We start from the raw sequence: 25979 nt of genomic DNA on the forward strand, positions 1-25979 counted from the left end.
ACCCCTGCCCGCGTCAGGGCCGGCGACCGACCAGCGAGACGGCCGCAGCCGGCCGCGCGGGCCGAGACTCTCGGGAAGGCGCTACGTGAGTCCCAACGGCTCCGACCGCTCGTCGCGGCGCCCGATGCGGCGGAAGCTGCCGCAGGTGCTGACTGCGGGCCTGATCCTGGCTACCGCCTCCGGTTGTTCGTACAACTGGGAGGATTTCCCCCGCCTCGGAATGCCCACCCCCGTCACGGAGGAGGCGCCGCGGATCCTCTCCCTCTGGCAGGGCTCGTGGGCGGCTGCGCTCGCCACGGGCGTGCTGGTGTGGGGCCTGATCCTGTGGAGCGTGTTCTTCCACCGGCGCACCCGCACCAAGGTGGAGATCCCTCCGCAGACCCGGTACAACATGCCCATCGAGGCGCTCTACACCGTGGTTCCGATCATCATCGTGTCGGTGTTCTTCTACTTCACCGCGCGCGACGAGTCGAAGCTCCTCGAGCTCTCCGACAAGCCCGCCCACACCATCAACGTGGTCGGCTACCAGTGGAGCTGGGGCTTCAACTACCTCGAGGACGTGGACGGGAACCCGGCCACCGGGGACGCGGCCGCGAACAAGGAACTGAACGCGGTCCCGGACAAGTACACCAACGACTTCCCGGAGGGTGCGGAGGGCGTCTACGACGCCGGTATCCCCGGCACCCGGAACCCGCAGAACGGCAACCCGGGCCCCACGCTCTGGCTGCCCAAGGGGGAGAAGGTCCGGTTCGTCCTGACCTCGCGTGATGTCATCCACTCCTTCTGGGTGGTCCCCTTCCTGTTCAAGCAGGACGTCATCCCCGGCCACACCAACGTCTTCGAGGTGACCCCCACGCGTGAGGGCACCTTCATGGGCAAGTGTGCCGAGCTCTGCGGCGTGGATCACTCCCGGATGCTCTTCAATGTCAAGGTCGTCTCCCCGGAGCGCTACCAGCAGCACCTGAAGGAGCTTGCCGAGAAGGGGCAGACCGGCTTCATCCCGTCGGGCATTGAGCAGACGGACCCGGCCAGGAATGCGGAGAAGAACCAACTGTGAGCATCCTCAACGAACCCCAGGGTGCCGCCGCGGCAGATGAAGACTCGTACGAGAACGAGCTGCCCCTGCGGCGCAAGCAGCCCGGCAACGTCGTGGTGAAGTGGCTGACGACCACCGACCACAAGACGATCGGCACGCTCTACCTCGTCACCTCGTTCGTCTTCTTCTGCATCGGTGGCCTGATGGCGCTCTTCATGCGCGCCGAGCTGGCCCGGCCGGGCACGCAGATCATGTCGAACGAGCAGTTCAACCAGGCGTTCACGATGCACGGCACGATCATGCTGCTGATGTTCGCGACGCCGCTGTTCGCCGGATTCGCGAACTGGATCATGCCGCTGCAGATCGGCGCGCCCGACGTGGCGTTCCCGCGGCTGAACATGTTCGCGTACTGGCTGTACCTCTTCGGCTCGCTGATCGCGGTGGCCGGCTTCCTCACCCCGCAGGGTGCGGCCGACTTCGGCTGGTTCGCCTACTCCCCGCTGTCGGACGCGGTCCGCTCGCCGGGCGTCGGCGCCGACATGTGGATCATGGGTCTGGCCTTCTCCGGCTTCGGCACGATCCTCGGCTCGGTCAACTTCATCACCACGATCATCTGCATGCGCGCTCCCGGTATGACGATGTTCCGGATGCCGATCTTCACCTGGAACGTGCTGCTGACCGGTGTGCTGGTCCTGCTGGCCTTCCCGGTGCTGGCGGCCGCGCTGTTCGCCCTGGAGGCAGACCGCAAGTTCGGCGCCCACATCTTCGACGCCTCCAACGGCGGCGCCCTGCTGTGGCAGCACCTCTTCTGGTTCTTCGGCCATCCAGAGGTGTACATCATCGCCCTGCCGTTCTTCGGCATCGTCTCGGAGATCATCCCGGTCTTCTCCCGCAAGCCGATGTTCGGTTACATCGGTCTGGTGGGCGCGACGATCGCGATCGCCGGTCTGTCCGTGACGGTGTGGGCGCACCACATGTATGTCACAGGCGGTGTGCTGCTGCCGTTCTTCTCCTTCATGACGTTCCTCATCGCCGTACCGACCGGTGTGAAGTTCTTCAACTGGATCGGAACGATGTGGAAGGGCTCCTTGTCCTTCGAGACACCGATGCTCTGGACGATCGGCTTCCTGGTCACCTTCACCTTCGGTGGTCTGACCGGTGTCATCCTGGCCTCACCGCCGCTGGACTTCCACGTCTCCGACTCGTACTTCGTCGTCGCGCACTTCCACTACGTCGTCTTCGGCACCGTGGTGTTCGCGATGTTCGCCGGATTCCACTACTGGTGGCCGAAGTTCACGGGCAAGATGCTGGACGAGCGGCTCGGCAAGATCACCTTCTGGACGCTGTTCATCGGCTTCCACGGCACGTTCCTGGTGCAGCACTGGCTGGGCGCGGAGGGCATGCCCCGCCGCTACGCGGACTACCTCGCGGCCGACGGTTTCACCGCGCTGAACACGATCTCCACGATCGCCTCGTTCCTGCTCGGTCTGTCGATCCTGCCCTTCATGTACAACGTTTGGAAGACGGCGAAGTACGGCAAGAAGATCGAGGTCGACGACCCGTGGGGCTACGGCCGTTCGCTCGAGTGGGCCACGTCCTGCCCGCCGCCGCGGCACAACTTCCTCACGCTGCCGCGCATCCGCAGTGAATCGCCGGCGTTCGACCTGCACCACCCGGAGATCGCGGCTCTCGACCAGCTCGAGCACGACGGCCACGGCGCCAGTGTGCTGGCCGGTGGCAAGGAGGAGAGCAAGTGAAGATCCAGGGCAAGATGTTCCTCTGGCTGAGCGTCTTCATCCTGGCCGTCGCCATCCTGTACGGCGTCTGGTCGAAGGAGCCGGCCGGTACCACCGCGCTCTTCCTGGCGTTCGGCCTGAGCGTCATGATCGGCTACTACCTGGCCTTCACGGCCCGGCGAGTGGACGCCATGGCCCAGGACAACAAGGAAGCGGACGTGGCCGACGAGGCCGGCGAGGTGGGGTTCTTCTCCCCGCACAGCTGGCAGCCGCTCTCGTTGGGCATCGGCGGTGCGCTCGCCTTCCTCGGTGTGGCGATCGGATGGTGGCTGCTCTACTTCTCGCTGCCGCTGATCCTGATCGGCCTCTTCGGCTGGGTGTTCGAGTACTACCGCGGTGAGAGCCAGAACCAGTAGGACCGCCTGAGCGGAACAGCAGAACAAAGCAACGGGACGGGCCCGGATCGCCTCACTCCAGTGAGGTGATCCGGGCCCACTCGTTCGGAGTCATCCGGCGCGCCGCGGCTGACGATTCTTCATACCGTGTGGTTATGAACCACACGCCTCGTATCCGTGCCGTCAGCTGCATCACGCTGGTCGTCTCCCTCGGTGTGGTCGCGACCGCGTGCGGCGAACCGGACCGGCACCCCCTGTCCGCCGCGCCGTACGACGCGGCGCGGCAGGTGAGCCTCAACGCCGGGTCCGGAACCGCGAAGGTGGACCCCGACAAGCCCCTGGAGGTCAGCTCCAAGGGGGACGGCGGACGGCTCACGGACGTCACCGTCATGGATGAGGCGGGCCACTACCTCGCGGGCGAACTGGCCGCCGACGGCGTCCGCTGGCGCTCCACCGCCCCGCTGGCGGCCGGCGCCAAATACACGGTCAGGGTCTCCACGGAGGACGACGAGGGTGCCCCCGGCGTGCGCACCCTGTTCTTCGAGACGGCACCCGCCAAGCGATTTCTGACCGCGGAGTTGGGCCCGGAGTCGGGCACATACGGAGTGGGGCAGCCCATCACGGCCAAACTCAGCCTCGCCGTCGCCGAGGGCAAGGGCAGGGCGGTGGTCGAACGCGCCCTGAAGGTGAGCTCGAAGCCCGCTGTGGAGGGCGCCTGGTACTGGGTCGACGACAAGACCCTGCACTTCCGGCCCAGGGAGTACTGGCCCACGGGAGCGAAGGTGAGCGTCACCAGCAACCTCCAGGGCGTCAAGGTCGCCGGCAAGCTCTACGGAGGCCGTTCGAAGCCGCTGAAGATCACCATCGGCGACCGCCTCGAAGCCGTCACCGACGCCTCGGCGCACACCATGACGGTGATGCGCAACGGAGAAGTGATCAAAACCATGCCGGTGACCACCGGTAAGCCCGGCTTCGAGACCCGCAACGGCATCAAGGTGGTGCTCGGCAAGGAGTACTTCGTGCGGATGCGCAGCACCAGCATCGGTATCGCCGAAGGCAGCTCCGAGTCGTACGACCTGCCCGTCTACTACGCGACCCGCGTCACCTGGAGCGGCGAGTACGTCCACGCGGCGCCCTGGTCGGTCGGCTCCCAGGGCTCCGCGAACGTCAGCCACGGCTGCACCGGTATGTCCATGGCCGACGCCCAGTGGTTCTACGAGAACGTCCGGGCGGGTGACCTCGTCAAGGTCGTCAACAGTTACGGCAACATGATGGACACGTTCGGCAACGGATTCGGCGACTGGAACGTGAACTGGGACAAGTGGCGCAAGGGCAGCGCCCTGGTCCCCGGCTCGGACGCCTCGAGCGGCAACGTCACCGCGGTGTCCGCCCGACTGCGGCCCCAGGTCTGAGAGTCGATCCTGGTCAGCACCCGATGGAGAGCCGACTGCGCAGCAGCGCCGCGAGGGACGCGGCGAACTCCACCGGCTCCACCGGCAGCGTCACCGCCGCCTCGGCGCGGCTCCAGGTGGCCAGCCAGGCGTCCTGCGGGCGGCCGATCAACAGCAGCACGGGCGGGCAGTCGAAGACCTCGTCCTTGATCTGCCGGCACACGCCCATACCGCCCGCGGGGACCGTCTCCCCGTCCAGGACGCAGACGTCGATGCCGCCCTCGTCGAGGGCCTTCAGGACCGCGGGAAGGGTCGCGCACTCCATGAACCGCACCGGCGGGACGTCGGCCGCGGGCCTGCGACCGGCCGCCAGCCTGACCTGCTCGCGGGTGTTTGCGTCGTCGCTGTAGACCAGGACCGTGGCGCTCGACTGCATGGTTCCTCCGCACTCGTTCGATCAGGCTGTTTCGCGGGATGCTACTCCGTCGCACTGCCTGTCAGCATCGGTTCGGACATGGCTTCGATGGGCCGTTCGGCTCCGCCCGGAGGCCCCGCCGAGGGTGGGAACACTCCGAACAGCACCCCCCGGAGTGAGGGCGGGATAAGCGACCGACATAATGTCGGTCGTGGCGACAGCAACGACAGTAGAAACCGGGCACGCGCACCCGTCGGTCAATCGGCCGAACCTCACCAGCGTCGGAACCATCATCTGGCTGAGTTCCGAGCTGATGTTCTTCGCGGCCCTCTTCGCGATGTACTTCACCCTGCGATCGGTGACGGGTGCCGAGTTCTGGGCAGAGAAAGCCGATGCGCTGAACTTCCCGTTCTCGGCGACGAACACCACGATCCTGGTGCTCTCCTCCCTCACGTGCCAGCTCGGCGTCTTCGCCGCCGAGCGGGGCGATGTGAAGAAGCTCCGCACCTGGTTCATCATCACGTTCGTGATGGGTGCCATCTTCATCGGCGGTCAGGTCTTCGAGTACACCGAGCTGGTCAAGCACGAGGGGCTGTCCCTCTCGTCCGACCCGTACGGCTCGGTGTTCTACCTGACCACCGGTTTCCACGGCCTGCACGTGACGGGCGGTCTCATCGCCTTCCTGCTGGTCCTGGGAAGGACCTACGCGGCCCGGAGATTCACCCACGAGCAGGCAACCGCCGCCATCGTCGTGTCCTACTACTGGCACTTCGTCGATGTCGTCTGGATCGGCCTCTTCGCCACGATCTACATGATCAAGTAATCGGCGCGGGCGGCACGCCCCGAGCGGGCGCCGCCCGAAGCAGACATAGTCCAGAAGCATCGACGCAGAAGATCCTGACACCGGGGTAATCCGTGAAAAAGCTCTCCGCACGACGACGCCATCCGCTGGCGGCGGTCGTCGTCCTACTCCTCGCGCTGGCGGCCACTGGGGGGCTGTACGCCGCGTTCGCACCCGCGGACAAGGCGCAGGCCGATGTAACCGCCCAGTCCCTTGCCATCAAGGAGGGCCAGAAGCTCTACACCGTGGGCTGCGCAAGCTGCCACGGAACCGGCGGTCAGGGCACCTCCGACGGTCCGTCCCTGGTCGGTGTCGGCTCCGCCGCCGTCGACTTCCAGGTCGGCACGGGCCGTATGCCCGCCCAGCAGCCCGGCGCGCAGGTGCCCGAGAAGCCGGTCGTCTACTCGCAGGCCGAGATCGACCAGCTCGCGGCGTACGTCGCCTCCCTGGGCGCCGGTCCGATCACGCCGACCGAGAAGCAGTACAGCCCGGAGGGCGCGGACATCGCCAAGGGTGGCGAGCTGTTCCGCAACAACTGCGCCCAGTGCCACAACTTCACCGGCGAGGGCGGCGCGCTGACCGAGGGCAAGTACGCCCCGAGCCTGGAGGGCGTCAGCCCGAAGCACCTCTACGAGGCCATGCAGACCGGCCCGCAGAACATGCCCTCCTTCCCCGACACCACGATGCCCGAGCAGGAGAAGCGGGACATCATCGCGTACGTCAAGACCGTGAACAGCGAGGAGACGCCGACCCCCGGCGGCTTCGCGCTGGGCGGCCTGGGCCCCGTCAGTGAGGGTCTGTTCGGCTGGATCTTCGGTCTCGGTTCGCTGATCGCTGTTGCCGTCTGGGTCGCGGCCCACACCGCTAAGGCCAAGAAGTCATGAGTAGCCAAGACATTCCAGAAGAGAACCTGCCCGTAGAGCAGGGCGCCGCGCACGACGCGGCACACGGTGGCAGCACCGCCGTCGCACAGCGCGGCGACGACCCGTTCGCCGATCCCGGGCTGCCGGCGCACAAGCCGCGCATCCAGGACATCGACGAGCGAGCCGCCAAGCGGTCCGAGCGCACCGTCGCCCTGCTGTTCACGCTGTCGATGCTCGCGACGATCGGCTTCATCGCCGCGTTCGTGATCTTCCCGGTGGACAAGATCATCTACATCTGGCCGTTCGGTCACATCAGCGCGCTCAACTTCTCGCTGGGCGTGACCCTGGGCCTCGCCCTCTTCTGCATCGGCGCGGGCGCCGTCCACTGGGCGCGCACCCTGATGTCCGACGTGGAGGTCGCCGACGACCGTCACGCGATCGAGGCCGCGCCCGAGGTCAGGGCCAAGGTCATGGCCGACTTCGCGGACGGTGCCCGGGAGTCCGCGATCGGACGGCGCAAGCTGATCCGCAACACCATGTTCGGCGCGCTGGCCATGGTGCCGCTCTCCGGTGTGGTGCTGCTGCGCGAGCTCGGGCCGATGCCCGAGGACAAGCTCCGCAAGACCCTGTGGGCCAGGGGCAAGCAGCTCATCAACATGAACACCAACGAGCCGCTGCGTCCCGAGGACGTTGCTGTGGGTTCGCTGACCTTCGTCATGCCCGAGGGCCTGAAGGAGAGCGACCACAACTTCAACACCGAGATCGCCAAGGCGGCCGTGATGATCGTCCGGCTCCAGCCGGAGGACATCAAGGACCAGCGCGAGCTCGAGTGGTCCCACGAGGGCATCGTGGCCTACTCGAAGATCTGCACCCATGTCGGCTGCCCGATCAGCCTGTACGAGCAGCAGACGCACCACGTCCTCTGCCCGTGCCACCAGTCCACCTTCGACCTCTCCGACGGCGCCCGCGTCATCTTCGGTCCGGCCGGTCACCCGCTTCCGCAGCTGCGTATCGGCGTCAACGCCGAGGGCAACCTCGAGGCGCTCGGCGACTTCGAAGAGCCCGTCGGTCCTGCCTTCTGGGAGCGCGGATGAGTACACAGACGGATACACGGAAGAAGGCGCCCGCCGGCGAGCGGGTGGCCGACTGGGCGGACGGCCGGCTCGGGATCTACTCCCTGGCCAAGGCCAACATGCGGAAGATCTTCCCGGACCACTGGTCCTTCATGCTGGGTGAGATCGCGCTCTACAGCTTCATCATCATCATCCTCACGGGTGTGTACCTGACGCTGTTCTTCCACCCGAGCATGAACGAGATCGAGTACCACGGCTCGTACGTGCCGATGCAGGGCATCCGCATGACCGAGGCGTACGCCTCGACGCTGGACATCAGCTTCGACGTCCGCGGTGGTCTGCTCATCCGGCAGATCCACCACTGGGCCGCGCTGATCTTCCTCGCCGCCATGTTCGTGCACATGATGCGCGTGTTCTTCACCGGCGCGTTCCGCAAGCCGCGTGAGATCAACTGGCTGTTCGGCTTCCTGCTGTTCGTCCTCGGCATGTTCACCGGCTTCACCGGTTACTCGCTCCCGGACGACCTGCTCTCCGGCACCGGTGTCCGCTTCACCCAGGGCGCGATCCTGTCGGTGCCGATCGTCGGCACCTACATCTCGATGTTCCTGTTCGGCGGCGAGTTCCCCGGCCACGACATGGTGGCCCGGTTCTACTCGATCCACATCCTGCTGCTGCCGGGCATCATGCTCGGCCTCGTGGTGGCGCACCTGATCCTGGTCTTCTACCACAAGCACACCCAGTTCGCGGGCCCCGGCCGCACGAACAAGAACGTCGTCGGCATGCCGCTGCTGCCGGTCTACATGGCCAAGGCCGGAGGCTTCTTCTTCCTGGTCTTCGGTGTCATCGCGCTGATCGCCGGCATGTTCACCATCAACCCGGTGTGGGCGCTCGGCCCGTACCGGCCGGACCATGTGTCCACCGGTGCCCAGCCCGACTGGTACATGGGCTTCGCAGAGGGCCTCGTCCGAGTGATGCCGGGCTGGGAGATCAACCTGTGGGGCCACACGCTGGTCCTCGGCGTGTTCATCCCGCTGGTCCTCTTCGGCGTCGTCCTCGCGGCACTCGCGGTCTACCCGTTCATCGAGTCGTGGATCACCGGCGACAAGCGCGAGCACCACATCCTGGACCGCCCGCGCAACGCCCCGACGCGCACCGCGCTCGGTGTCGCCTGGGTGACCGGCTATGTGATCATGCTGCTCGGCGGTGGCAACGACATCTTCGCCACCCACTTCCATCTGTCGATCAACGCGATCACCTGGTTCGTCCGGATCACGTACTTCGTCGGACCGGTGCTGGCGTTCATCATCACCAAGCGGATCTGCCTGGGTCTGCAGCGGCGCGACAAGGACAAGGTGCTGCACGGACGCGAGTCCGGCATCATCAAGCGCCTGCCGCACGGTGAGTTCGTCGAGGTCCACGAGCCGCTGTCGCAGAGTGACCTGTACAAGCTGACGGCGCACGAGCAGTACAAGCCCGCCGAGATCGGCCCGACGGTCGACGAGAACGGCGTGCGCCGCAAGGTCAAGCTCACCGAGAAGCTGCGCGTCAAGCTCAACAAGGGCTACTTCGGCGGTGACCACCAGATCGCCAAGCCGACGACCGAGGAGTACAAGGAGATCACCAGCGGCCACGGCCACCACTGATCCCTGACCGATACGTCGCCACAGCGCCGGGCCCCGTCCACTCGATGGACGGGGCCCTTCGCCGTGCCCGCGCCCTGGATAGGGTGGAGCCATCCCGCCCCCTACGGCCTGGCGGTCGGAGGGGGACCCCAGCACGAGGACCCAGGAGCGGACCATGAACGTATGGACCCCGGTTGGCGGCGACAGCGTGGCGGCCTACTCCTGGCCCGGCGTGCTGAACGCCCTCCTCGACAACCGCGACCAGAGTGCCGACGCCACCGCGTGGGCCATGGACCGCATCCTCAGCGGCGAGGCCACCAATGCCCAGATCGCCGGCTTCGTGACGGCGCTGCGCGCCAAGGGCGAGACCGTCGAGGAGATCTCCGGTCTGGTACGGACGATGTACGAGCACGCCAACCTGATCGAGGTGCCGGGCCCCAGCGTCGACATCGTCGGCACCGGCGGCGACGGCGCCAAGACCGTCAACATCTCCACCATGTCCGCGATCGTCGTCGCGGGTACCGGCGCGAAGGTCGTCAAGCACGGCAACCGCGCCGCGTCCTCGGCGAGCGGCGCGTCCGACGTCCTGGAGAAGCTCGGCGTCAATCTGGAGCTGACCCCGCAGCGGGTGGTCGAGGTGGCAGCGGAGGCGGGCATCACCTTCTGCTTCGCCGTGAAGTTCCACCCGGCGCTGCGGCACGTCGCCGTGGCCCGCAAGGAGCTGGGCATCCGCACGGTCTTCAACTTCCTCGGACCGCTCACCAACCCGGCCAAGGTCAGGGCGCAGGCCACCGGTGTGGCCGACGCCCGGATGGCGCCGATCGTGGCCGGAGTGCTCGCCGAGCGCGGTTCGTCCGCCCTGGTCTTCCGCGGCGACGACGGCCTCGATGAGCTCACCACGACGGCGACGTCCCGGGTGTGGCTGGTGCGCGACGGCGCCGTGCGCGAGGAGGCGTTCGACCCGCGGGACATCGGCATCGACCTCGTACCCGTGGAGGCGCTGCGCGGCGCGGACGCCTCGTACAACGCGGACGTGGCGCGTCGGTTGCTGGGCGGCGAGACAGGTCCCGTACGGGACGCGGTGCTGCTCAACTCGGCGGCGGCGCTCGCGGCCCTGGAGCCGACGGACGGCACGCTCAACGAGCAGCTTGCGGCCGGTATCGCACGGGCGGCGCAGTCGATCGACTCCGGTGCGGCGAGGGCGGCGCTGGAGCGCTGGGTGACCGCGAGCAACGCGTAGCGCGGGTGGCGCGGTGGTGCCGTGCGGCGTGCGTCGCCGCACGGCACCCGCGTGGTGCGGCGCCGGGCCGTCGAGCCTCTCACAGACCGGCCGACGCGTCGGGTGCTTCCGCGTCGGCTCGGGCCCGGCGCCGCCGGGTCGGCCGCCGCACGATGTCCCGTGATGCGGACACGTGTTGCGAGACCGTGCCCCTCTGGCATAGCTTCTGGGCAGGTCATGAGTGACAGCGACGAGGCCCCGGCCCGCTGTCCGGCAACCCTCCGTCCGTGGCGGGGTGCCCCGGGTGAAGACCAGGCCGCAGGCAGCGAGGTCTGCGGCAAGCGCGGACCCCCGCGGCATCGTCGAATGCCGCGTCCCTGGGGTCCTGGTCCTCAAGGGAGCAGTCTCGTGAGCAAGCGAATGCGATAGGGCGTCTTCGCCCCTTCTTCAACACCCTCCGCACGGCGCCGCCGTGTGTCGAGGCCATCCCGTATCCGGGTCCTTGAAGCCGATTCGCCTTTCCTGCTGGGAGATACCGCCATGTCCGCGTACCCGAACGCCGCCGAGACCGCTGTCACCGACACCGCCGCCGCCCCGGCCCTCTGTGCCCCGCTGCCGGTGCTCGGCCGGGACGTCACCGTTCCGCTCGTCACCGGCGGCGAAGTCACCTACGCCGCCCTCGACTACGCGGCCAGCGCCCCGGCGCTCCAGCGGGTCTGGGACGACGTCGCCGCGTACGCCCCGTACTACGGCAGCGTGCACCGTGGCGCCGGGTACCTCTCGCAGCTGTCCACGGACCTGTTCGAGAACAGCCGGACCCAGGTGCACGAGTTCCTCGGCTGCCGGGAAGGTGACCAGGTCGTCTTCACCCGCTCCACGACCGACTCGCTGGGCCTTCTCGCCGCGGCACTGCCCGCAGGCTGCCAGGTGTTCGTCTTCGAGACAGAGCACCACGCGTCGCTGCTGCCGTGGCGGGGCTCCCGGGTGACGTACCTGAACGCCCCCCGCACTCCCGGCGACGCCATCCGTACGCTGGAGCGGGCGCTGGCCGACCGTGACCCCCACGGGCCCGCGCTGGTCTGCGTCACCGGCGCCTCGAACGTCACCGGCGAGCTGTGGCCGGTCAGGGAACTCGCCGCCGCGGCGCACGCCCACGGCGCCCGTATCGTGCTCGACGCCGCCCAACTGGCGCCCCACCACCCGGTGTCGGTGGAGGAACTGGACGTCGACTGGGTGGCCTTCTCCGGGCACAAGCTGTACGCGCCGTTCGGTTCCGGGGTGCTCGCCGGACGCGCGGACTGGCTGCGGGAGGCGGAGCCGTACCTCGCGGGCGGTGGTGCCTCGCGCACGGTCGCCCGGCGGAGCGACGGCGGCGTGGACGTCGAATGGCACACCAGCGCCGCACGGCACGAGGCAGGCTCCCCGAACGTGATCGGCGTCTACGCGATCGCCTCCGCCTGCAAGGCGCTCACGGAAGCGGGGTTCGACTCGCTGGTCGCCCGTGAGCAGCACCTGATCGCGAAGGTCCGGGAGGGGCTCGCCGAGGTGCCGGAGGTCAGGGTGCTGTCGCTGTTCGGCGACGACGCCCCCCGGGTCGGTGTGCTCTCCTTCGTCGTGGACGGCTGGAACAGCTCGCACTTCGCCGCCGCGTTGTCCGCCGAGTACGGCATCGGCGTACGGGACGGACTGTTCTGCGCCCACCCGCTGGTGCGCACCCTGCTGGGCAGCGACCCGCAGGACGTCGGCGAGTGCGGCGCGCCGGAGGCGGAGCCGGGGGAGAGGTCCCTCAACGCGATCCGCGTCAGCTTCGGCGCGGGGACGCCGGACGAGCACCTGGAGCGGTTCGTGCGGGCCGTGAAGGAACTGGTCCGCGACGGCGCGCAGTGGAAGTACCGTACGGAGGACGGCCGTTGCGTCCCCGACCGGGGCTGAGGGCGGCTCACGCCGTCGGCCGGGTGCAGGGGTTGTAGGCCACAAGGGGTTCGGCCTCGGTGACACGTGGATCGAGGCCGGTGGGTTCGATCCATGCCAGGCGCTTCAACTCCCGCCCTCCGTGGCCAACTCGACCCCCTCGGTGTCCAGGAGCCGGACGCCGAGGGCCTGAAGCGCGCATACCGCACCGTCCGACGTGCCCAAGTTGCCGCAGCCGACCAGGATCCTTCGCGCACCGGCGTCCACCCCGGCCCGGATCAGCTCGCCCACCCCGTACCTGGTGGTCACACACGGGTCGCGGCGGCCCGCAGGCACCAGGGCGAGCCGGGCGACGGCGGCCACCTCGACGACCGCCGCGCCGTCGCCCAGCAGCGCGAAATGCATGTGCACAGGGCTGCCGAGGGGCCGGTCGCGACGCGCGGCACGAGTCGGCCGCCGGTCGCGGCAGCCGGTGCCTCCGCCGTACCCTCACCGCCGTGTCACACGCGCCTCGCGCAGCAGCGTAAAGCCGTCCCGTCCCGGCAGGCCGAGGTCCAGCAGCATCAGGGCGAAGCAGCCTCTCATCCTCGGGGCAGCGCAGGAGGCTCGGATGAGGCGGGCATGAGGATTTCTTCATCCTGCGGTCCTCGCGGGCGGCGGACCTGAGTGCTCTGCGGCAGCGACCGCCGTGGTCCGGTGACCGGTCCCGGCTCCGGCGGCGACCGGTGGGCCGTCACCGGGGCGGGCGGCGACCGGTGGGCCGCCGGTCACCGCCTGAGGTGAGCCGGTCCGCCGCCTTCCCCCACAGCCCTTCGGGCATGGGAGGTACCCCCAGGGGCTACGCGTCCAGGCCGATGGCGAACGCGGCCTCCAGGTCGTGCTGGGAGTAGGTGCGGAAGGCGACATGCGTGTCGGTGCCCTCGACGCCCGGGATCTTGCTGATGCGGCCGGGGATCACGTCCGCCAGGTCGTCGTGCCGGGCGACACGCACCATGGCGACCAGGTCGTAGGTACCGGTGACGGAGAAGACCTCGCTGACGCTGTCCAGCGCGGCGATCGACTCGGCGATCTCGGGGATACGGTCCACGCTGGTCTTGATGAGCACGATCGCGGTGATCATGGCTGGCTTTCTCCCTCGGTCGCTGAAGATGCGTTCACTCTAGTCCCACGCCCGAAGCGGCCCCACGCGTAGACGAAGCCCACCCCGAACCCCACCAGATGCGCCAGGTAGGCGACGCCAGGACCGCTGTCCGCGCCCCTGGCCGCCAGCCACTGCAGCACGAACCAGAAGATCAGCACCGCCCAGGCGGGGAAGCGCAGCGGCAGGAAGAAGAGGAAGGGGAAGAGGCTGGTGACCCGGGCCTTCGGGAAGAGGAAGAGGAATGCTCCGAGCACGGCGGAGATCGCCCCGGACGCCCCCACCAGCGTCTGCTCGGAGTGGGCGTTGACCGCCGCGTAGACGAGCAGCGCGAGATAGCCGGCCCCGATGTAGAAGAGCACGAAATGCAACTGCCCCATCCGCTCCTCCGCCATCGCGCCGAAGACGAAGAGGAAGAGCATGTTGCCCAGCAGGTGCAGCCAACTGCCGTGCACGAACAGAGCCGTGAGCGGGGTGAGCAGGGCGGCCAGGGAGTTGCCCATCAGCTCCGCGGGGATCACGCCCCAGCGTTCGAAGTACCCGGCCTGGGCCACGAGCAGCCGGTCGCCGAGGCCGTACGCCGGGTTCAGGCCCGAGACCGGGCTGATGACGAAGATCGCGCAACAGATGGCGATCAGGCCGTACGTCACCGCCGGCCCCGTCACCGCGTTCCTGACCGCTTTCCTGGCCGTGCCCCACCGACTGATCATGGACAGAGGATGGCGTAGCGGGACCGAACGGTACAGAGTGCCTCGCCGCGACACGGGGTACCCGCGAGGCCGTAGGGTTACAGGCAGTACATCCGCAGTTCGACGGCGCACCGCGGTACCCGCATCCGCATGAGACAAAGAGGACGGCACGATGACGACGGTTCCCTCGCCGACCGCTGATACCAGGTGGCGCTGCACGCTCTGCGGCAACCTCACACGCTTCGACGTCACCCGCTCCTCCAAGGTCGTCGAGTACGTCCATCTGGACCTGGCCGGCGAGCCGAGTGTGGAGGAGCGCGAGGTCGTCAGTGAGACCATCGAGTCGGTCCGCTGCCGCTGGTGCAACGCGGTGGACCAGATCGAACTGGTGGACAGGCCGGGCGCCGGTTCCTGAGCGGAGCGGCCCCACGGGTGGTAGGGGTGAACGGATCGTGGAGCAGCCTGAGAACGGCGCCGAGCCGGCCGGTGCGGCCGGTGACGCCGCCGAGGCTCTCGACCGCCCGCTGCCCGAAGGCGTACGGCGACGGGTCGTCGCCCTCGTCTCGGACGCGTTCGGCGGGTTGACGGTCGCCGAACTGCCCGCCCAGCTGCGTCAGTACGCCCGTTTCACCCCTTCCCGGCGCGCCAAGTTCGCCGGGAACGCGATGGCCGCCGCGCTGGAGGGGGACCCCCTCTTCCGTCAGCGCATCGGCGAACGGCTCGGCAAGACGCAGCCCGAGCTGGCCAAGGCGCTCGAGTCCGGATCACCGCCCGCCGCCGTCGATCCCGTGGACGTGGCGGCGGCGGCCTATGTGCTGCGCCCCGCCGGCTGGGTCAAGATGGTCGCCGCCGCGGGGGAGGAGGCCCAGCGGGCGGACGCCGAGCGGGCCGACGAGGCGGGCCGGCGTGAGCTGGACCGGTTGCGTGAGGAACTGGCGCAGGCGCGCGGCCAGATCAGGTCGGACACCGAGCGGCTCCGTGCCGAGTTGGACGCCGCCCGCAAGGAGAGCGAATCGCTCCACCGCAAGCTGCGCAGCGCACAGGCCGACGTCAAGCGCGGCGAGGCGGCGCTGCGCCGCAAGGACGTGGAGCTCGACGGCGTCCGCTCCCAGGCCGCCGCCCAGGTGTCGGCCGCCGAGAGCGAGACCCGGCGGCTCAAGGCGCGCCTGGCGGAGGCGGAGGCGGCGGTGGAGGCGGGCCGCAGGGCCGCCCGCGAGGGCCGTTCCGTCGAGGACATGCGGCTGCGGCTGCTTCTGGACACGGTGCTCGACGCGGCCCAGGGGCTGCGCCGCGAGTTGGCGCTGCCGCCGGCGGGCATGCATCCGGCCGACATGGTGGACGCCGTGGAGCCCGGCCGTATGTCGCCGAAGGACATCGCGGCACGGGCGCTGTCCGAGACGGACCCCGCCCTGCTCGACCAGCTGCTGGCGCTGCCGCAGGCTCATCTGGTCGTCGACGGCTACAACGTCACCAAGACCGGCTATCCGACGATGCCGCTGGAGAAGCAGCGGCTGCGGCTGCTGGGCGGACTCTCGGTGCTCGCCGCCCGCTCCGGGGCCGAGATCACCTGCGTGTTCGACGGGGCCGAACTGGCCGCGCCGGTGCTGCTGGCGCCGCCGCGCGGAGTGCGGGTGCTCTTCTCCAAGCCGGGAGTGACGGCGGACGAGCTCATCCGTCAGCTGGTGCGGGCCGAGCCGGCGGGCAGGCCCGTGGTGGTCGTCTCGACCGACAGGGAAGTGGCCGACGGTGTCGCCAAAGCCGGTGCCAGACCGGTCGCGTCCGCCTTGTTGCTGAAGCGGCTTTCGCGCGTCTCGTAGGCTCCTCGTAACTCTGGCGGCATATGCCCGATTTGAGGTCGTCCCGGACGGAACGTTGCGTCAAGTGGCCATTACTACGCGTGTGATGAGAGTAAAGAATGACCTCGCCGGGTAAGATTTTTCCCGTGGGGATTTGAACTGATCACAAGAAGGTCACTAAGGTCAGGCCTCGAACCTTCGCGCGGTTGATCGCCCACCCGGGGTGACAGCGAAGGAACCGCCGAGTTCGTGCAGTTCGACCCCATTTCCCCCAGGGCCCCGATGCGCGGACGCCGGGGATCCACGTCCCCCCACTGCCCGGTAGGCGGCTCGAGGAAGAAGGAGCTCGCCTTCGTGGCGTCCCACCGTCGTCCCAAGCAGCCGAGCCGCACCCGCGTGACCGTGCTCACCGCGACCGCCGCAGCCGCCGTCGCCCTGACCGCCCAGACCGCCCAGGCCGAGCCGAAGCCGAGCAAGAGCGAGGTCAAGGAGAAGGTCGACAAGCTGTACGAAGAGGCGGAGCACGCCACCGAGAAGTACAACGGGGCCAAGGAGCGGCAGGAGAAGCTCGACGAGCAGATCGACGTGCTGCAGGACAAGGTCGCCCGCGGGCAGGAGGAGCTCAACACCCTGCGGGACAGCCTGGGTTCGGTCGCGAGCGCCCAGTACCGGACCGGTGGTATCGACCCCTCCGTGCAGCTCTTCCTCTCCGGCGACCCGGACACCTACCTCGACAAGGCCTCCGCGCTGGACCAGCTCGGCGCCAAGCAGACCGAGGCGATCCAGGAGATCCAGGCCAAACAGCGCACCCTCGCGCAGCAGCGCCAGGAGGCCCAGGGCAAGCTGAAGGACCTGGCCGAGACCCGTGAGGAACTCGGCGAGAAGAAGAAGGAAGTCCAGGGCAAGCTCGCCGCCGCGCAGAAGCTGCTCAACACCCTCACCGCCGCCGAGCGCGCCGCGCTCGCCGAGGACGAGTCACGCGCCACCCGCGCGAGCTCGCGCGCCGACCTGGGCAACGCCGTCCCCGCATCGCAGCGTGCCGCCGCCGCGTTCTCGGCCGCCCAGTCCAAGATCGGTTCGCCGTACGTCTACGGCGCCTCCGGCCCGAGCTCCTTCGACTGCTCCGGCCTCACCTCCTGGGCGTACGCGCAGGCCGGTGTCTCCATACCGCGCACCTCGCAGGCACAGGCCAGCTCCGGTACGCGCATCTCCTCGCAGAGCCAGCTCCAGCAGGGCGACCTGGTCTTCTTCTACGGCGACCTGCACCACGTCGGCTTCTACGCCGGCAATGGCCAGGTGCTGCACGCGCCCAAGCCGGGTGCCAGCGTGCGCTACGAGTCGATCAACAACATGCCGTACATGTTCGGTGTGCGCGTCTGACCCCTGCTTGCGACCCTGATGGAGCGTTCGGGCGGGCTCTCTCACCCGCCCGAACGGGGGAATTCCGTCACAACTCGCTGACGCTGCGCCCTGCCGGTGACCTGTGGTCTCCGGCGGGGCGTCACTTTGTATGCCCGGTCGGGTCTTTGGTCACTGCGTGTTCACCCGGCTACTCTCTGCCGCGCACCGAACCCCGGTTACCCGGACGTCCTGCGGAAGGGAGCGCGGCACGTGGTTTCCCACCGCCGATCCTCACAGCCCGGCCTCACACGGAGTGCTCGCGGCACTGTCCTGTCCGTCGCGGCGGCAACGGCGGCCGCCGCCCTCGGAGCGGGCGCCGCGCCCGCGGGCGCCGAGCCGGGGACGGGAGCGGAGGCGACACGGGCCAAGGTCGACCGGCTCTACGAGGAGGCCGAGCGTGCCACGGAGCGGTTCAACGAGGCCGGCGAGCGGGTCGAGCACCTCAAGGACCGGGTGGCACACGCGCAGGACCGGGTCGCCCGCACCCAGGAACGCATCAACCGGATGCGCGAGGGGCTCGGGTCCGTGGCCGGTGCGCAGTACCGCTCCGGCGGGATGGACCCGGCGCTCGCCCTGCTGCTCTCGCAGGACCCCGACGGTTACCTCGAGGCCGCGGCCGGGCTCGACCGCATCAGCGAACTCCACTCCGCAGCGCTGAGCGACCTCCGCCGCGAGCAGCGACACCTCGGCCAGGAACGCGCGGAGTCCTCGAGGGACCTCGCAGAACTGGAACGCAGCCGGAGCGCCGTGTCCCGCCACAAGAGCACCGTCGAGCGCAAGCTCGGCGAGGCGCGCCGGGTGCTGGCCGCCCTGCCCGCCGAGGAGCGTGAGGGGTACGGGCGCCCCTCGCGCCCCGGCCGCGGCGCGCTCCCCGAACTCTCCGGCCTCGCCGCGGGCTCCCCGTACGCGGCGGCCGCGACGACGGCGGCGCGCAGCGCGGTCGGCCGTCCCTATGTCTGGGGTGCCAACGGTCCTTCCGGCTTCGACTGCTCCGGCCTCGTCCAGTGGTCCTACGCCCAGGCGGGCGTCGGCCTTCCCCGCACCTCCCAGGCCCAGGCGCACGCGGGCCGCCGCGTACCGCTGTCGCAGGCGCGGCCGGGGGACATCGTGACGTACCGGAGCGATGCCAGCCATGTGGGCATGTACGTGGGGAACGGACAGGTGGTGCATGCTCCGTATCCGGGGGCGTCCGTGCGGTACGACCCGGTGGGCATGATGCCGGTGCACGCGGTGACGCGGGTGTAGGCCGCTGCGCGCGGAACGAGCCCGCGCCGCGGTGCCGCGGTTCCGTACCATCGCAGGATGGCCGGCCATGCCCACCCACAGCGCACCGCGAGCACCGCCGCCGCCCTGCTCGTGCTGCTCGCGCTGCTCGCAGGGTGCGGTGGCGCAGGCGACCGGCCCGTCGACCCCACCGTCCAGGAGATCCAGCAGACGCTGGACGCCCGTGCCACCGCCCTGCTCGAGCACGACCGCGTCGCCTACCTCGCGTCGCTCGAGCCCGGCGCCGCCGTGCTGCGGGCGGCGCAGGGGACGGAGTTCGACAACCTCGCGGAGGTGCCGCTGCACTCCTGGAAGTACCGGATCGAGCGCGTGCGCCACCAGGGCACGACGGTCGTCGCGGACACCGAGCTGCACTACCGCATCGCCGGCTACGACGCCGCACCAGTGACCGCCTCGCGCACGCTGGAGCTGGCCGAGCGCGACGGCCGCTGGTACGTGACCGCCGACCGTGCGGGCACCGGGACCCCTCAGCAGCTGTGGCAGCAGGGCGACGTGGACGTCGTGCGGGGCAGCCGCAGCCTCGTCCTCGGCGTCGGCCAGGACGAGGCGCGGCTGCGTGACCTCGCGGCGGCCGCCGACCGTGCGGTGCCCGCCGTGTCCGACGCCTGGCCGTCCAGGTGGGCGGGCCGCATCGTCGTGCTCGTGCCGGCGTCCGTGGAGGAGATGGGCAGGCTGCTGGGCGCCCCGGCGGCCGGGTACCGGGGCATCGCGGCCGTCACCACCGGTGAGACGGATCTCGAGGCCACGCGGCCGGCGGACCGGGTGGTGGTCAACCCGGAGGCCTACGGGCTGCTCGGCGACTTCGGCCAGGGGGTGGTGCTCACGCACGAGGCCACCCATGTGGCGACCCGCGCACACACCTCCGCCGCGACCCCGATGTGGCTGTCCGAGGGCTTCGCGGACTGGGTCGCGTACCGCGGCACGGGCCGTACCGCCGCCGAGATCGCCCCGGAGATGCAGGAGGCAGTACGAGCCGGGGACGTTCCGGCCGACCTGCCCGCGGACCGGGACTTCTCGTTCGGCGGGGATCCGGGCGCTCTCGCACGGGCCTACGAGGCCGGCCGGCTGGCCTGCGAGATGATCGCCGAGCGCTGGGGCGAGGAGAAGCTCACGGCGTTCTACCGGACCGTCGGCGAGGGCCGGCACCGCGCCGGCGCGGTGGAACGCGCGCTGGGCGAGGAACTCGGCACCACGACGGCCGGTTTCACCGCGATGTGGCGGGACTATCTGACCGCGGCCCTGCGCTGACGGCCGTCTCCGGCCCCGGCGCCGCCGTGGTCGTCCGCCGCCCACAGCTTCCGGCAGGCGTCGACCGTCGCCGCCGCCAGCAGCCCGTTGCGCACGACGAGCAGCGCGACCCCCAGCGGGTCGCTCGCCACCACGTGCGAGAACCACACCGGGAACTCCAGCAGCGTCACCCCGGTCGCCGCGAGGACCAGCACGGCCGGCCGGAGCATCCGGCTCGCCCGGTGCCCCAGGCACACGGCGGCCAGGCCGACCAGCCACACCATGTACTGCGGGCTGATCACCCGGCTCGTGGTGGTGAACAGCAGCACGGCCGCGAAGGCCGCGTCGCACGGTGTGGCGGCGGCGAACTCCCGGGCCCGCGCCCGCCATACCGCCAGCCAGCCGAGCGCGGCGAGCGACAGCACCAGGGCCAGGCCGCTGACCAGCGGGACGTAGGGACCGAGGAACTCGACGGAGCCGTAGTTGAGCAGCACCTGGCCCTGCCAGCCGAAGTGGCGCCAGACGTGGAAGACGAGGGCGCCCAACGACTCGATCTCGGTGCCCCGGTCGCGCTGGAAGGTCAGGAAGGCCAGGGCGCCCGGCACCGTGGCGGCCAGCACCAGCGCCGGCACCGTCACCGTGACCGCCGCGGCGGACCAGGACCGGCGGGTGACCCGGCCACGCGGCGTGCCGAGGAGCACCAGCAGCGGCCACACCTTCAGCAGCGCGCCCAGACCCGCGAGCGCGCCCATCACCCGGGGCCAGCGTACCCCCGCCAGGAGGGCGGCGACGGCGACAGCGGTCACCATCAGGTCGTACCGGGCGTAGACCGTGGGGCCGAGCAGCGGAACGCCCGCCACCCAAACCCAGGTGCCGCGCCGCGCGGCGCCGTGGCGCTCGGTGCGCAGCAGTCCTGCGAGGACCAGCAGGTCGCACAGCAGGGTGAGGACGAAGAACGCGAGGGTGTAGCCGAGGCCCGGCAGCAGCCCGGGGGCGAGGATCGCGAGCGCGGCGCCCGGCGGGTACTGCCAGGCGACGTCGTCGAGCGGATAGGTGCCGGTCCGCAGCACCTCGTGCCAGCCCTGGTAGATCACCGAGACGTCGGTCGTGACGTCGGGTCCGGGGTAGGGGAGGACCTCCAGCACACAGAGCAGCAGGCCCGCCCTCGTCAGGACCCACACCGTGACGGGATGCCGGGCGACGCTCGCCACCACCATGACCGGCTTGCCCCTTTCATGCGGGAACGGGCCTCCTCATGATGCCGGGCGGGCCGATGCCCGGGCACGAGGCGGGGCCGTGCCGGAGTCAGGGGCGGGGCCGTTCGGTACTGTCGGCGGCGATGCACAAGACCTTGATCGTGACCAACGACTTCCCGCCCAGGCCCGGCGGCATCCAGGCGTTCCTGCACAACATGGCGCTACGGCTGGACCCCGCGCAGCTCGTCGTCTACGCGTCGACCTGGAAGCGGAGCCGGGAGGGGGTGGAGGCCACCGCGGCGTTCGACGCCGAACAGCCCTTCACCGTCGTCCGTGACCGTACGACGATGCTGCTGCCGACCCCGCGCGTCACGCGCAGGGCGGCGCAACTGCTGCGCGAACACGGTTGTGAGTCCGTGTGGTTCGGGGCGGCCGCACCCCTCGGACTGATGGCTCCGGCGCTCCGCAAGGCGGGCGCACGACGGCTGGTGGCCACCACGCACGGCCACGAGGCAGGGTGGGCGCAACTGCCCGCGTCCCGGCAGCTGCTGCGCCGGATCGGCGAGGGCACGGACACGATCACCTATCTGGGTGAGTACACGCGTTCCCGCATCGCCACGGCGCTGACACCGGAGGCGGCGGCGCGGATGGTCCAACTGCCGCCGGGCGTCGACGAGAAGACCTTCCACCCCGACTCCGGCGGGGACCTCGTTCGCCACCGCCTCGGACTGAGCGACCGGCCGGTCGTGGTGTGCGTCTCGCGGCTCGTGCCGCGCAAGGGCCAGGACACGCTGATCCGCGCCATGCCCGCGATCCTCGCCGCGGTGCCGGACTCGGTCCTGCTCATCGTCGGCGGTGGGCCGTACGAGAACGAGTTGCGCGGACTCGCCGCCGACACGGGCGTCGAAGGGTCGGTGCGCTTCACCGGCTCTGTGCCGTGGTCGGAGCTTCCGGCGCACTACGGCGCGGGCGACGTCTTCGCCATGCCGTGCCGTACCCGCCGGGGCGGACTGGACGTCGAGGGCCTCGGCATCGTCTACCTCGAGGCGTCGGCGACCGGCCTGCCGGTCGTGGCCGGCGACTCCGGCGGCGCGCCCGACGCCGTGCTCGACGGCGAGACCGGCTGGGTGGTGCGCGGCGGCTCGCCCGAGGAGTCGGCCGAGCGCATCGTCACGCTGCTTCAGGACCCGGAACTGCGGCGGCGGATGGGGGAGCGGGGCCGCGCCTGGGTCGAGGAACGCTGGCGCTGGGACCTGCTCGCGGAGCGGCTGGTCGCACTGCTGTGAGCACAGGGCGGGCGCCGGGCCGCTGCGCGGAGCTCGGTCCCCTCTCCGCGTGACGGGCAGGCCCGGGGCCGCGGACGGCGCTTCGCGCCGGGTCAGGGGCGCCGGACGGCCGGTTCTCGCTCAAGAGGACCCGCCGGGGGTAACTCCCCTACGCCTGGCGGCGTGGGAGGCACTCCACCCCGTAGGGAGCGTCCGAGGCGCGGGGCCGCCCCGGCCCCTTCCCGCTGTACAGAACTGAGGCTGCGCCGCGTGGCGGGCAGGCCCCGGATCCCCTACCGCGCTCGGCGCAGTGCCCGGGGGCGCCGGACGGGCTCGTCTTTCGCTCAGCGAACTTCGGCCCCGCTGGAAGTACCCCGATGGGGGGGGTACTCCAGCGCCCCACGCGGCCCCCCGTAGGGAGCGTCCGAGGCGAAGGAGTCAGGGGGCGGAGCCCCGGGTTCGGGTGCGGCGGGGTTGAGGGAACAAGCCCGCCGCAGGCGCCGCCCCGCCCGCTGCGCGCAACCCCCGCTACGCCCGGTAGATCGCTTCGATCTCGTCCGCGAAGTCCTTCGCCACCACGTTTCGCTTCAGCTTCAGCGACGGCGTGATGTGCCCCGCCTCCTCCGTGAACTGCGTCGGCAGGATGCGGAACTTCCGCACGGACTCCGCCTTGGAGACCGCCGCGTTGCCGTCGTCGATCGCCTTCTGGATCTCGGCCTGCAGCTCCGTGTCGTCGCGAAGCGACGCCGCCGTCGAGCCGGCCGGCCTGCCGTGGTCCGCGGCCCAGCGGGCGAGGAACTCCTCGTCGAGGGTGACGAGCGCGCCCACGAACGGGCGGCCGTCGCCGACGACCATGCATTCGGCGACCAGGGCGTGCCCCCGGATGCGGTCCTCGATCACGGCGGGGGCGACGTTCTTGCCGCCCGCGGTGACCAGGATCTCCTTCTTGCGGCCCGTGATCGCGAGGTAGCCGTCCTCGTCGAGGGTGCCGATGTCGCCGGTGTGGAACCAGCCGTCGGCCAGGGCCTCCGCCGTCGCGGGTTCGTTGTTCCAGTAGCCGGCGAAGATGTGCTCGCCGTGCAGCAGCACCTCGCCGTCGTCGGCGATGCGCACCACGGAACCGGGCAGCGGCTGGCCGACCGTGCCGATCTTCTGCCGGTCCCAGGGGTTGAACGCGGTCGCCGCACACGACTCGGTGAGCCCGTAACCCTCGAGGACGGTGAAGCCGATGCCGCGGAAGAAGTGGCCGAGCCGCTCGCCGAGCGGTGCGCCGCCGGAGACCGCGTACTCGCCCCGCCCGCCCAGCACGGCGCGGAGCTTGCTGTAGACGAGCCTGTCGAAGACCTTGTGCTTGAGCTTCAGGCCGATCGGCACGCCCTGCGGGCTGCCGATGGCGCGGCTGTAGGCGATCGCCGTGTTCGCGGCCTTGTCGAAGATCTTGCCCTTGCCGTCCGCCTGGGCCTTGGCCCGCGCCGAGTTGTAGACCTTCTCGAAGACGCGCGGCACACCGAGGATCAGCGTCGGCCGGAAGGAGGCCAGCTCGTCGGTCAGGTTCTTGATGTCCGGCACACATCCGAGCTTGATGGGCGCCATGACGGCCGCGAGCTCGACCATGCGGCCGAAGACGTGCGCGGCGGGGAGGAACAGCAGCACCGAGCTCTCGCCCGTACGGAACAGCGGCTTCAGACGCTCGACCAGGTTGCCGCACTCCGCGAAGAAGGCGCGGTGGGTGAGGACACAGCCCTTGGGACGGCCGGTGGTGCCGGAGGTGTAGACGATCGTCGCCGGGTCGTCGGCCTTGGCCGTGGCGCTGCGCTCGTCGACGGTGGCGTCGGGGATCTCGGCGCCGGCGGCGGTGAGTTCGTCGACTGCGCCCTTCTCGATCTGCCAGACGTTGCGCAGGGACGGCAGCGATTCGCGTACCGACTCCACAGCGGCGGCGTGTCCGTCGTTCTCGACGATCACCGCGGCGGCGCCCGAGTCACCGAGGATCCACTGCACCTGCTCGGCGGAGCTGGTCTCGTAGACCGGCACGGTCACCGCGCCGGCGCTCCAGATGGCGAAGTCGAGCCGGACCCACTCGTAGCGGGTCCGGGACACCAGGGCGACCCGGTCGCCGGGGCGGATGCCGGCGGCGATCAGGCCCTTGGCGGTGGCCCGCACCTCGGCCAGGAACTGGGTGGCGGTGACGTCGGTCCATGCGCCGGCGACCTTGCGGCCCATCACCGCCACATCCGGGTGCTGCGCGGCATTGCGGCGGATGAGATCCGTCAGGTTGCCGTCCGTGGGGACCTCGTACAGGGCCGGAAGGCTGAACTCGCGCAAGACTGCTGCTCCTCATCGGGCGCCGGCGCCACGGCTCTGTGTGATGCACCGGATGCGGTCCAAGATCGGGCAGGTGCTCGGTGGGGGTGAGCACGACTGGACTGCCCGGACGTTACCCACCAGTACTCAGTTCCCGATAGGGGTTCCAGGCCAATGTTCTGTGCGTCACATGTTGATGGCTGTACTTCGCGCAGAGTATTCCACTGCCCTGTAGAGCCCAAGTAACCGCAGGTAGGTCCCTCTACCCAGGCGCTCATGGGGAGCTCTAGGGTGATCGTCATGCGAGGCATGCGAGTCAACGTGGTCAGCGACGTGCACGGGAATGCAAAAGATCTCGCCATCGCCGGCGATGGCGCCGACGCCCTTGTCTGCCTCGGTGATCTGGTGCTCTTCCTGGACTACGCCGACCATTCGCGCGGCATCTTCCCCGACCTCTTCGGCGTGGAGAACGCCGACCTGATCGTGGAGTTGCGTACCGCCCGGCGCTTCGAGGACGCCCGCGACCTCGGGCGCAGGCTCTGGGCGGAGCTCGGCGTGGACCGCGAGACCGCCATCGAATCCGCGGTGCGGCGCCAGTACGCCGAGATGTTCGCCGCCTTCCCCACCCCGACGTACGCGACCTACGGCAATGTCGACATTCCGGCCCTCTGGCACGAGTACGCCCGCCCCGGCACCACCGTCCTCGACGGCGAACGCGTCGAGATCGGGGGCCTGGTGTTCGGCTTCGTCGGCGGCGGACTGCGCACCCCGATGCGTACGCCCTACGAGATCTCCGACGAGGAGTACGCCGCCAAGGTCGAGGCGATCGGCAAGGTCGACGTGCTCTGCTCGCACATCCCGCCCGACGTCCCCGAGTTGACGTACGACACCGTGGCGCGCCGCTTCGAACGCGGCAGCCGTGCCCTGCTGGACGCTGTTCGCCGCACCCGCCCCCGGTACGCACTCTTCGGCCATGTCCACCAGCCGCTCGTCCGCCGGATGCGCATCGGTGCGACAGAATGCGTGAACGTCGGGCACTTCGCGGCACGCGGCCGCCCCTTCTCGCTGGCCTGGTGACCCGACGGCGTTGTCCCGGGCCACGCGCCGGTCCGTGGTGCGATCGCGATAGCCTGCACCCCGTACACCAGCCCGGTCCGTACCGCACGTTGAGGGAGCC

21 protein-coding genes, 2 pseudogenes and 1 riboswitch are annotated in these 25979 nt (G+C 69.9%); of the genes and pseudogenes, 17 read left to right on the forward strand and 6 right to left on the reverse strand.

The window, feature by feature from the left end; all coding sequences use genetic code 11:
* Nucleotides 1–85 precede the first annotated feature (85 nt).
* From ctaC to IE198_RS07565, 4 genes are all read left to right on the forward strand, one after another.
* The gene (gene ctaC / locus IE198_RS07550; RefSeq protein ID WP_100106744.1) at nucleotides 86–1057 is read left to right on the forward strand and encodes an aa3-type cytochrome oxidase subunit II; all 972 of its coding nucleotides are present in this window, start codon (nucleotides 86–88) and stop codon (nucleotides 1055–1057) included.
* Entirely contained in the window at nucleotides 1054–2793 is a 1740-nt protein-coding gene (gene ctaD, locus IE198_RS07555) for an aa3-type cytochrome oxidase subunit I (protein WP_189884040.1), read from the forward strand. Before ctaC ends, ctaD begins: the two co-directional genes overlap by 4 nt.
* Complete coding sequence (locus tag IE198_RS07560; protein WP_189884042.1) at nucleotides 2790–3188, forward strand: cytochrome c oxidase subunit 4; 399 nt, start codon at nucleotides 2790–2792, stop codon at nucleotides 3186–3188. Before ctaD ends, IE198_RS07560 begins: the two co-directional genes overlap by 4 nt.
* Nucleotides 3189–3322: 134 nt before the next feature.
* Nucleotides 3323–4579 carry a L,D-transpeptidase gene (locus IE198_RS07565; protein ID WP_189884044.1) on the forward strand — a complete coding sequence of 419 codons (1257 nt, stop codon included), beginning with the start codon at nucleotides 3323–3325 and terminating at the stop codon, nucleotides 4577–4579.
* Nucleotides 4580–4592: 13 nt separating this feature from the next.
* Here IE198_RS07565 and IE198_RS07570 read toward each other — a convergent pair whose 3' ends face one another.
* Nucleotides 4593–4994, reverse strand: a complete 402-nt coding sequence (locus IE198_RS07570; RefSeq protein ID WP_189884046.1) for a DNA-binding transcriptional response regulator — start codon at nucleotides 4992–4994, stop codon at nucleotides 4593–4595.
* 181 nt (nucleotides 4995–5175) lie between these two features.
* On the opposite strand from IE198_RS07570, the gene ctaE reads away from it, so the two are divergent.
* The 6 genes from ctaE to IE198_RS07600 all read left to right on the forward strand — a co-directional run bounded on the left by ctaE (nucleotide 5176) and on the right by IE198_RS07600 (nucleotide 12523).
* A complete protein-coding gene (gene ctaE, locus IE198_RS07575; RefSeq protein ID WP_100106741.1) occupies nucleotides 5176–5796 on the forward strand; it encodes an aa3-type cytochrome oxidase subunit III in 621 nt (206 codons plus the stop codon).
* Between the two features lie 92 nt (nucleotides 5797–5888).
* Entirely contained in the window at nucleotides 5889–6698 is an 810-nt protein-coding gene (qcrC, locus tag IE198_RS07580; RefSeq protein WP_189884048.1) for a cytochrome bc1 complex diheme cytochrome c subunit, read from the forward strand.
* Nucleotides 6695–7771, forward strand: a complete 1077-nt coding sequence (gene qcrA / locus IE198_RS07585) for a cytochrome bc1 complex Rieske iron-sulfur subunit (RefSeq protein ID WP_189884051.1) — start codon at nucleotides 6695–6697, stop codon at nucleotides 7769–7771. The genes qcrC and qcrA overlap by 4 nt, the downstream gene beginning before the upstream one ends.
* Nucleotides 7768–9393 carry a cytochrome bc1 complex cytochrome b subunit gene (gene qcrB / locus IE198_RS07590; RefSeq protein WP_189884053.1) on the forward strand — a complete coding sequence of 542 codons (1626 nt, stop codon included), beginning with the start codon at nucleotides 7768–7770 and terminating at the stop codon, nucleotides 9391–9393. The genes qcrA and qcrB overlap by 4 nt, the downstream gene beginning before the upstream one ends.
* Before the next feature lie 154 nt (nucleotides 9394–9547).
* Nucleotides 9548–10612: an anthranilate phosphoribosyltransferase gene (gene trpD, locus IE198_RS07595; RefSeq protein WP_189884055.1), complete on the forward strand. Its 1065-nt coding sequence runs from the start codon at nucleotides 9548–9550 to the stop codon at nucleotides 10610–10612.
* Between the two features lie 212 nt (nucleotides 10613–10824).
* A riboswitch (SAM riboswitch) is annotated at nucleotides 10825–10941 on the forward strand.
* A gap of 190 nt (nucleotides 10942–11131) precedes the next feature.
* Nucleotides 11132–12523: an aminotransferase class V-fold PLP-dependent enzyme gene (locus IE198_RS07600; protein ID WP_189884057.1), complete on the forward strand. Its 1392-nt coding sequence runs from the start codon at nucleotides 11132–11134 to the stop codon at nucleotides 12521–12523.
* A gap of 28 nt (nucleotides 12524–12551) precedes the next feature.
* On the opposite strand, the pseudogene IE198_RS07605 reads toward IE198_RS07600, so the two are convergent.
* The 3 genes and pseudogenes from IE198_RS07605 to IE198_RS07615 all read right to left on the reverse strand — a co-directional run.
* A pseudogene (locus IE198_RS07605) lies at nucleotides 12552–12999 on the reverse strand (glycerate kinase); the annotation flags it as partial.
* A 341-nt stretch (nucleotides 13000–13340) separates the two neighbouring features.
* Nucleotides 13341–13622 carry an Lrp/AsnC family transcriptional regulator gene (locus IE198_RS07610; RefSeq protein ID WP_189884059.1) on the reverse strand — a complete coding sequence of 94 codons (282 nt, stop codon included), beginning with the start codon at nucleotides 13620–13622 and terminating at the stop codon, nucleotides 13341–13343.
* Nucleotides 13619–14350, reverse strand: a complete 732-nt coding sequence (locus IE198_RS07615; RefSeq protein WP_189884060.1) for a rhomboid family intramembrane serine protease — start codon at nucleotides 14348–14350, stop codon at nucleotides 13619–13621. Before IE198_RS07615 ends, IE198_RS07610 begins: the two co-directional genes overlap by 4 nt.
* A gap of 151 nt (nucleotides 14351–14501) precedes the next feature.
* Between IE198_RS07615 and IE198_RS07620 the strand changes: the two genes are divergently transcribed.
* The 5 genes from IE198_RS07620 to IE198_RS07640 all read left to right on the forward strand — a co-directional run bounded on the left by IE198_RS07620 (nucleotide 14502) and on the right by IE198_RS07640 (nucleotide 20058).
* Entirely contained in the window at nucleotides 14502–14744 is a 243-nt protein-coding gene (locus tag IE198_RS07620; protein ID WP_100106735.1) for a hypothetical protein, read from the forward strand.
* Nucleotides 14745–14781: 37 nt separating this feature from the next.
* Entirely contained in the window at nucleotides 14782–16146 is a 1365-nt protein-coding gene (locus IE198_RS07625; RefSeq protein ID WP_189884062.1) for an NYN domain-containing protein, read from the forward strand.
* A 333-nt stretch (nucleotides 16147–16479) separates the two neighbouring features.
* Nucleotides 16480–17505 carry a C40 family peptidase gene (locus tag IE198_RS07630; protein WP_189884064.1) on the forward strand — a complete coding sequence of 342 codons (1026 nt, stop codon included), beginning with the start codon at nucleotides 16480–16482 and terminating at the stop codon, nucleotides 17503–17505.
* A 231-nt stretch (nucleotides 17506–17736) separates the two neighbouring features.
* Nucleotides 17737–18771 carry a C40 family peptidase gene (locus IE198_RS07635; RefSeq protein WP_189884066.1) on the forward strand — a complete coding sequence of 345 codons (1035 nt, stop codon included), beginning with the start codon at nucleotides 17737–17739 and terminating at the stop codon, nucleotides 18769–18771.
* A gap of 57 nt (nucleotides 18772–18828) precedes the next feature.
* Nucleotides 18829–20058 (forward strand): hypothetical protein, encoded by a 1230-nt coding sequence (locus tag IE198_RS07640; RefSeq protein WP_189884068.1) that lies wholly within the window; start codon nucleotides 18829–18831, stop codon nucleotides 20056–20058.
* Here IE198_RS07640 and IE198_RS07645 read toward each other — a convergent pair.
* Nucleotides 20037–21254 (reverse strand): annotated as a pseudogene (locus IE198_RS07645) (glycosyltransferase 87 family protein); the annotation flags it as partial. The gene IE198_RS07640 and the pseudogene IE198_RS07645 overlap by 22 nt on opposite strands.
* A gap of 122 nt (nucleotides 21255–21376) precedes the next feature.
* Here IE198_RS07645 and IE198_RS07650 point away from each other — a divergent pair.
* The gene (locus tag IE198_RS07650; protein WP_189884072.1) at nucleotides 21377–22519 is read left to right on the forward strand and encodes a glycosyltransferase family 4 protein; all 1143 of its coding nucleotides are present in this window, start codon (nucleotides 21377–21379) and stop codon (nucleotides 22517–22519) included.
* Between the two features lie 507 nt (nucleotides 22520–23026).
* On the opposite strand, the gene IE198_RS07655 is transcribed toward IE198_RS07650, so the two are convergent.
* Complete coding sequence (locus tag IE198_RS07655; RefSeq protein ID WP_189884074.1) at nucleotides 23027–24823, reverse strand: AMP-dependent synthetase/ligase; 1797 nt, start codon at nucleotides 24821–24823, stop codon at nucleotides 23027–23029.
* 288 nt (nucleotides 24824–25111) lie between these two features.
* On the opposite strand from IE198_RS07655, the gene IE198_RS07660 reads away from it, so the two are divergent.
* Entirely contained in the window at nucleotides 25112–25879 is a 768-nt protein-coding gene (locus IE198_RS07660; RefSeq protein ID WP_189884395.1) for a metallophosphoesterase family protein, read from the forward strand.
* Nucleotides 25880–25979 lie beyond the last annotated feature (100 nt).

It is taken from the genome of Streptomyces xantholiticus (genome assembly GCF_014651015.1).
In the GTDB taxonomy this organism is placed as follows: Bacteria; Actinomycetota; Actinomycetes; order Streptomycetales; family Streptomycetaceae; genus Streptomyces; species Streptomyces xantholiticus.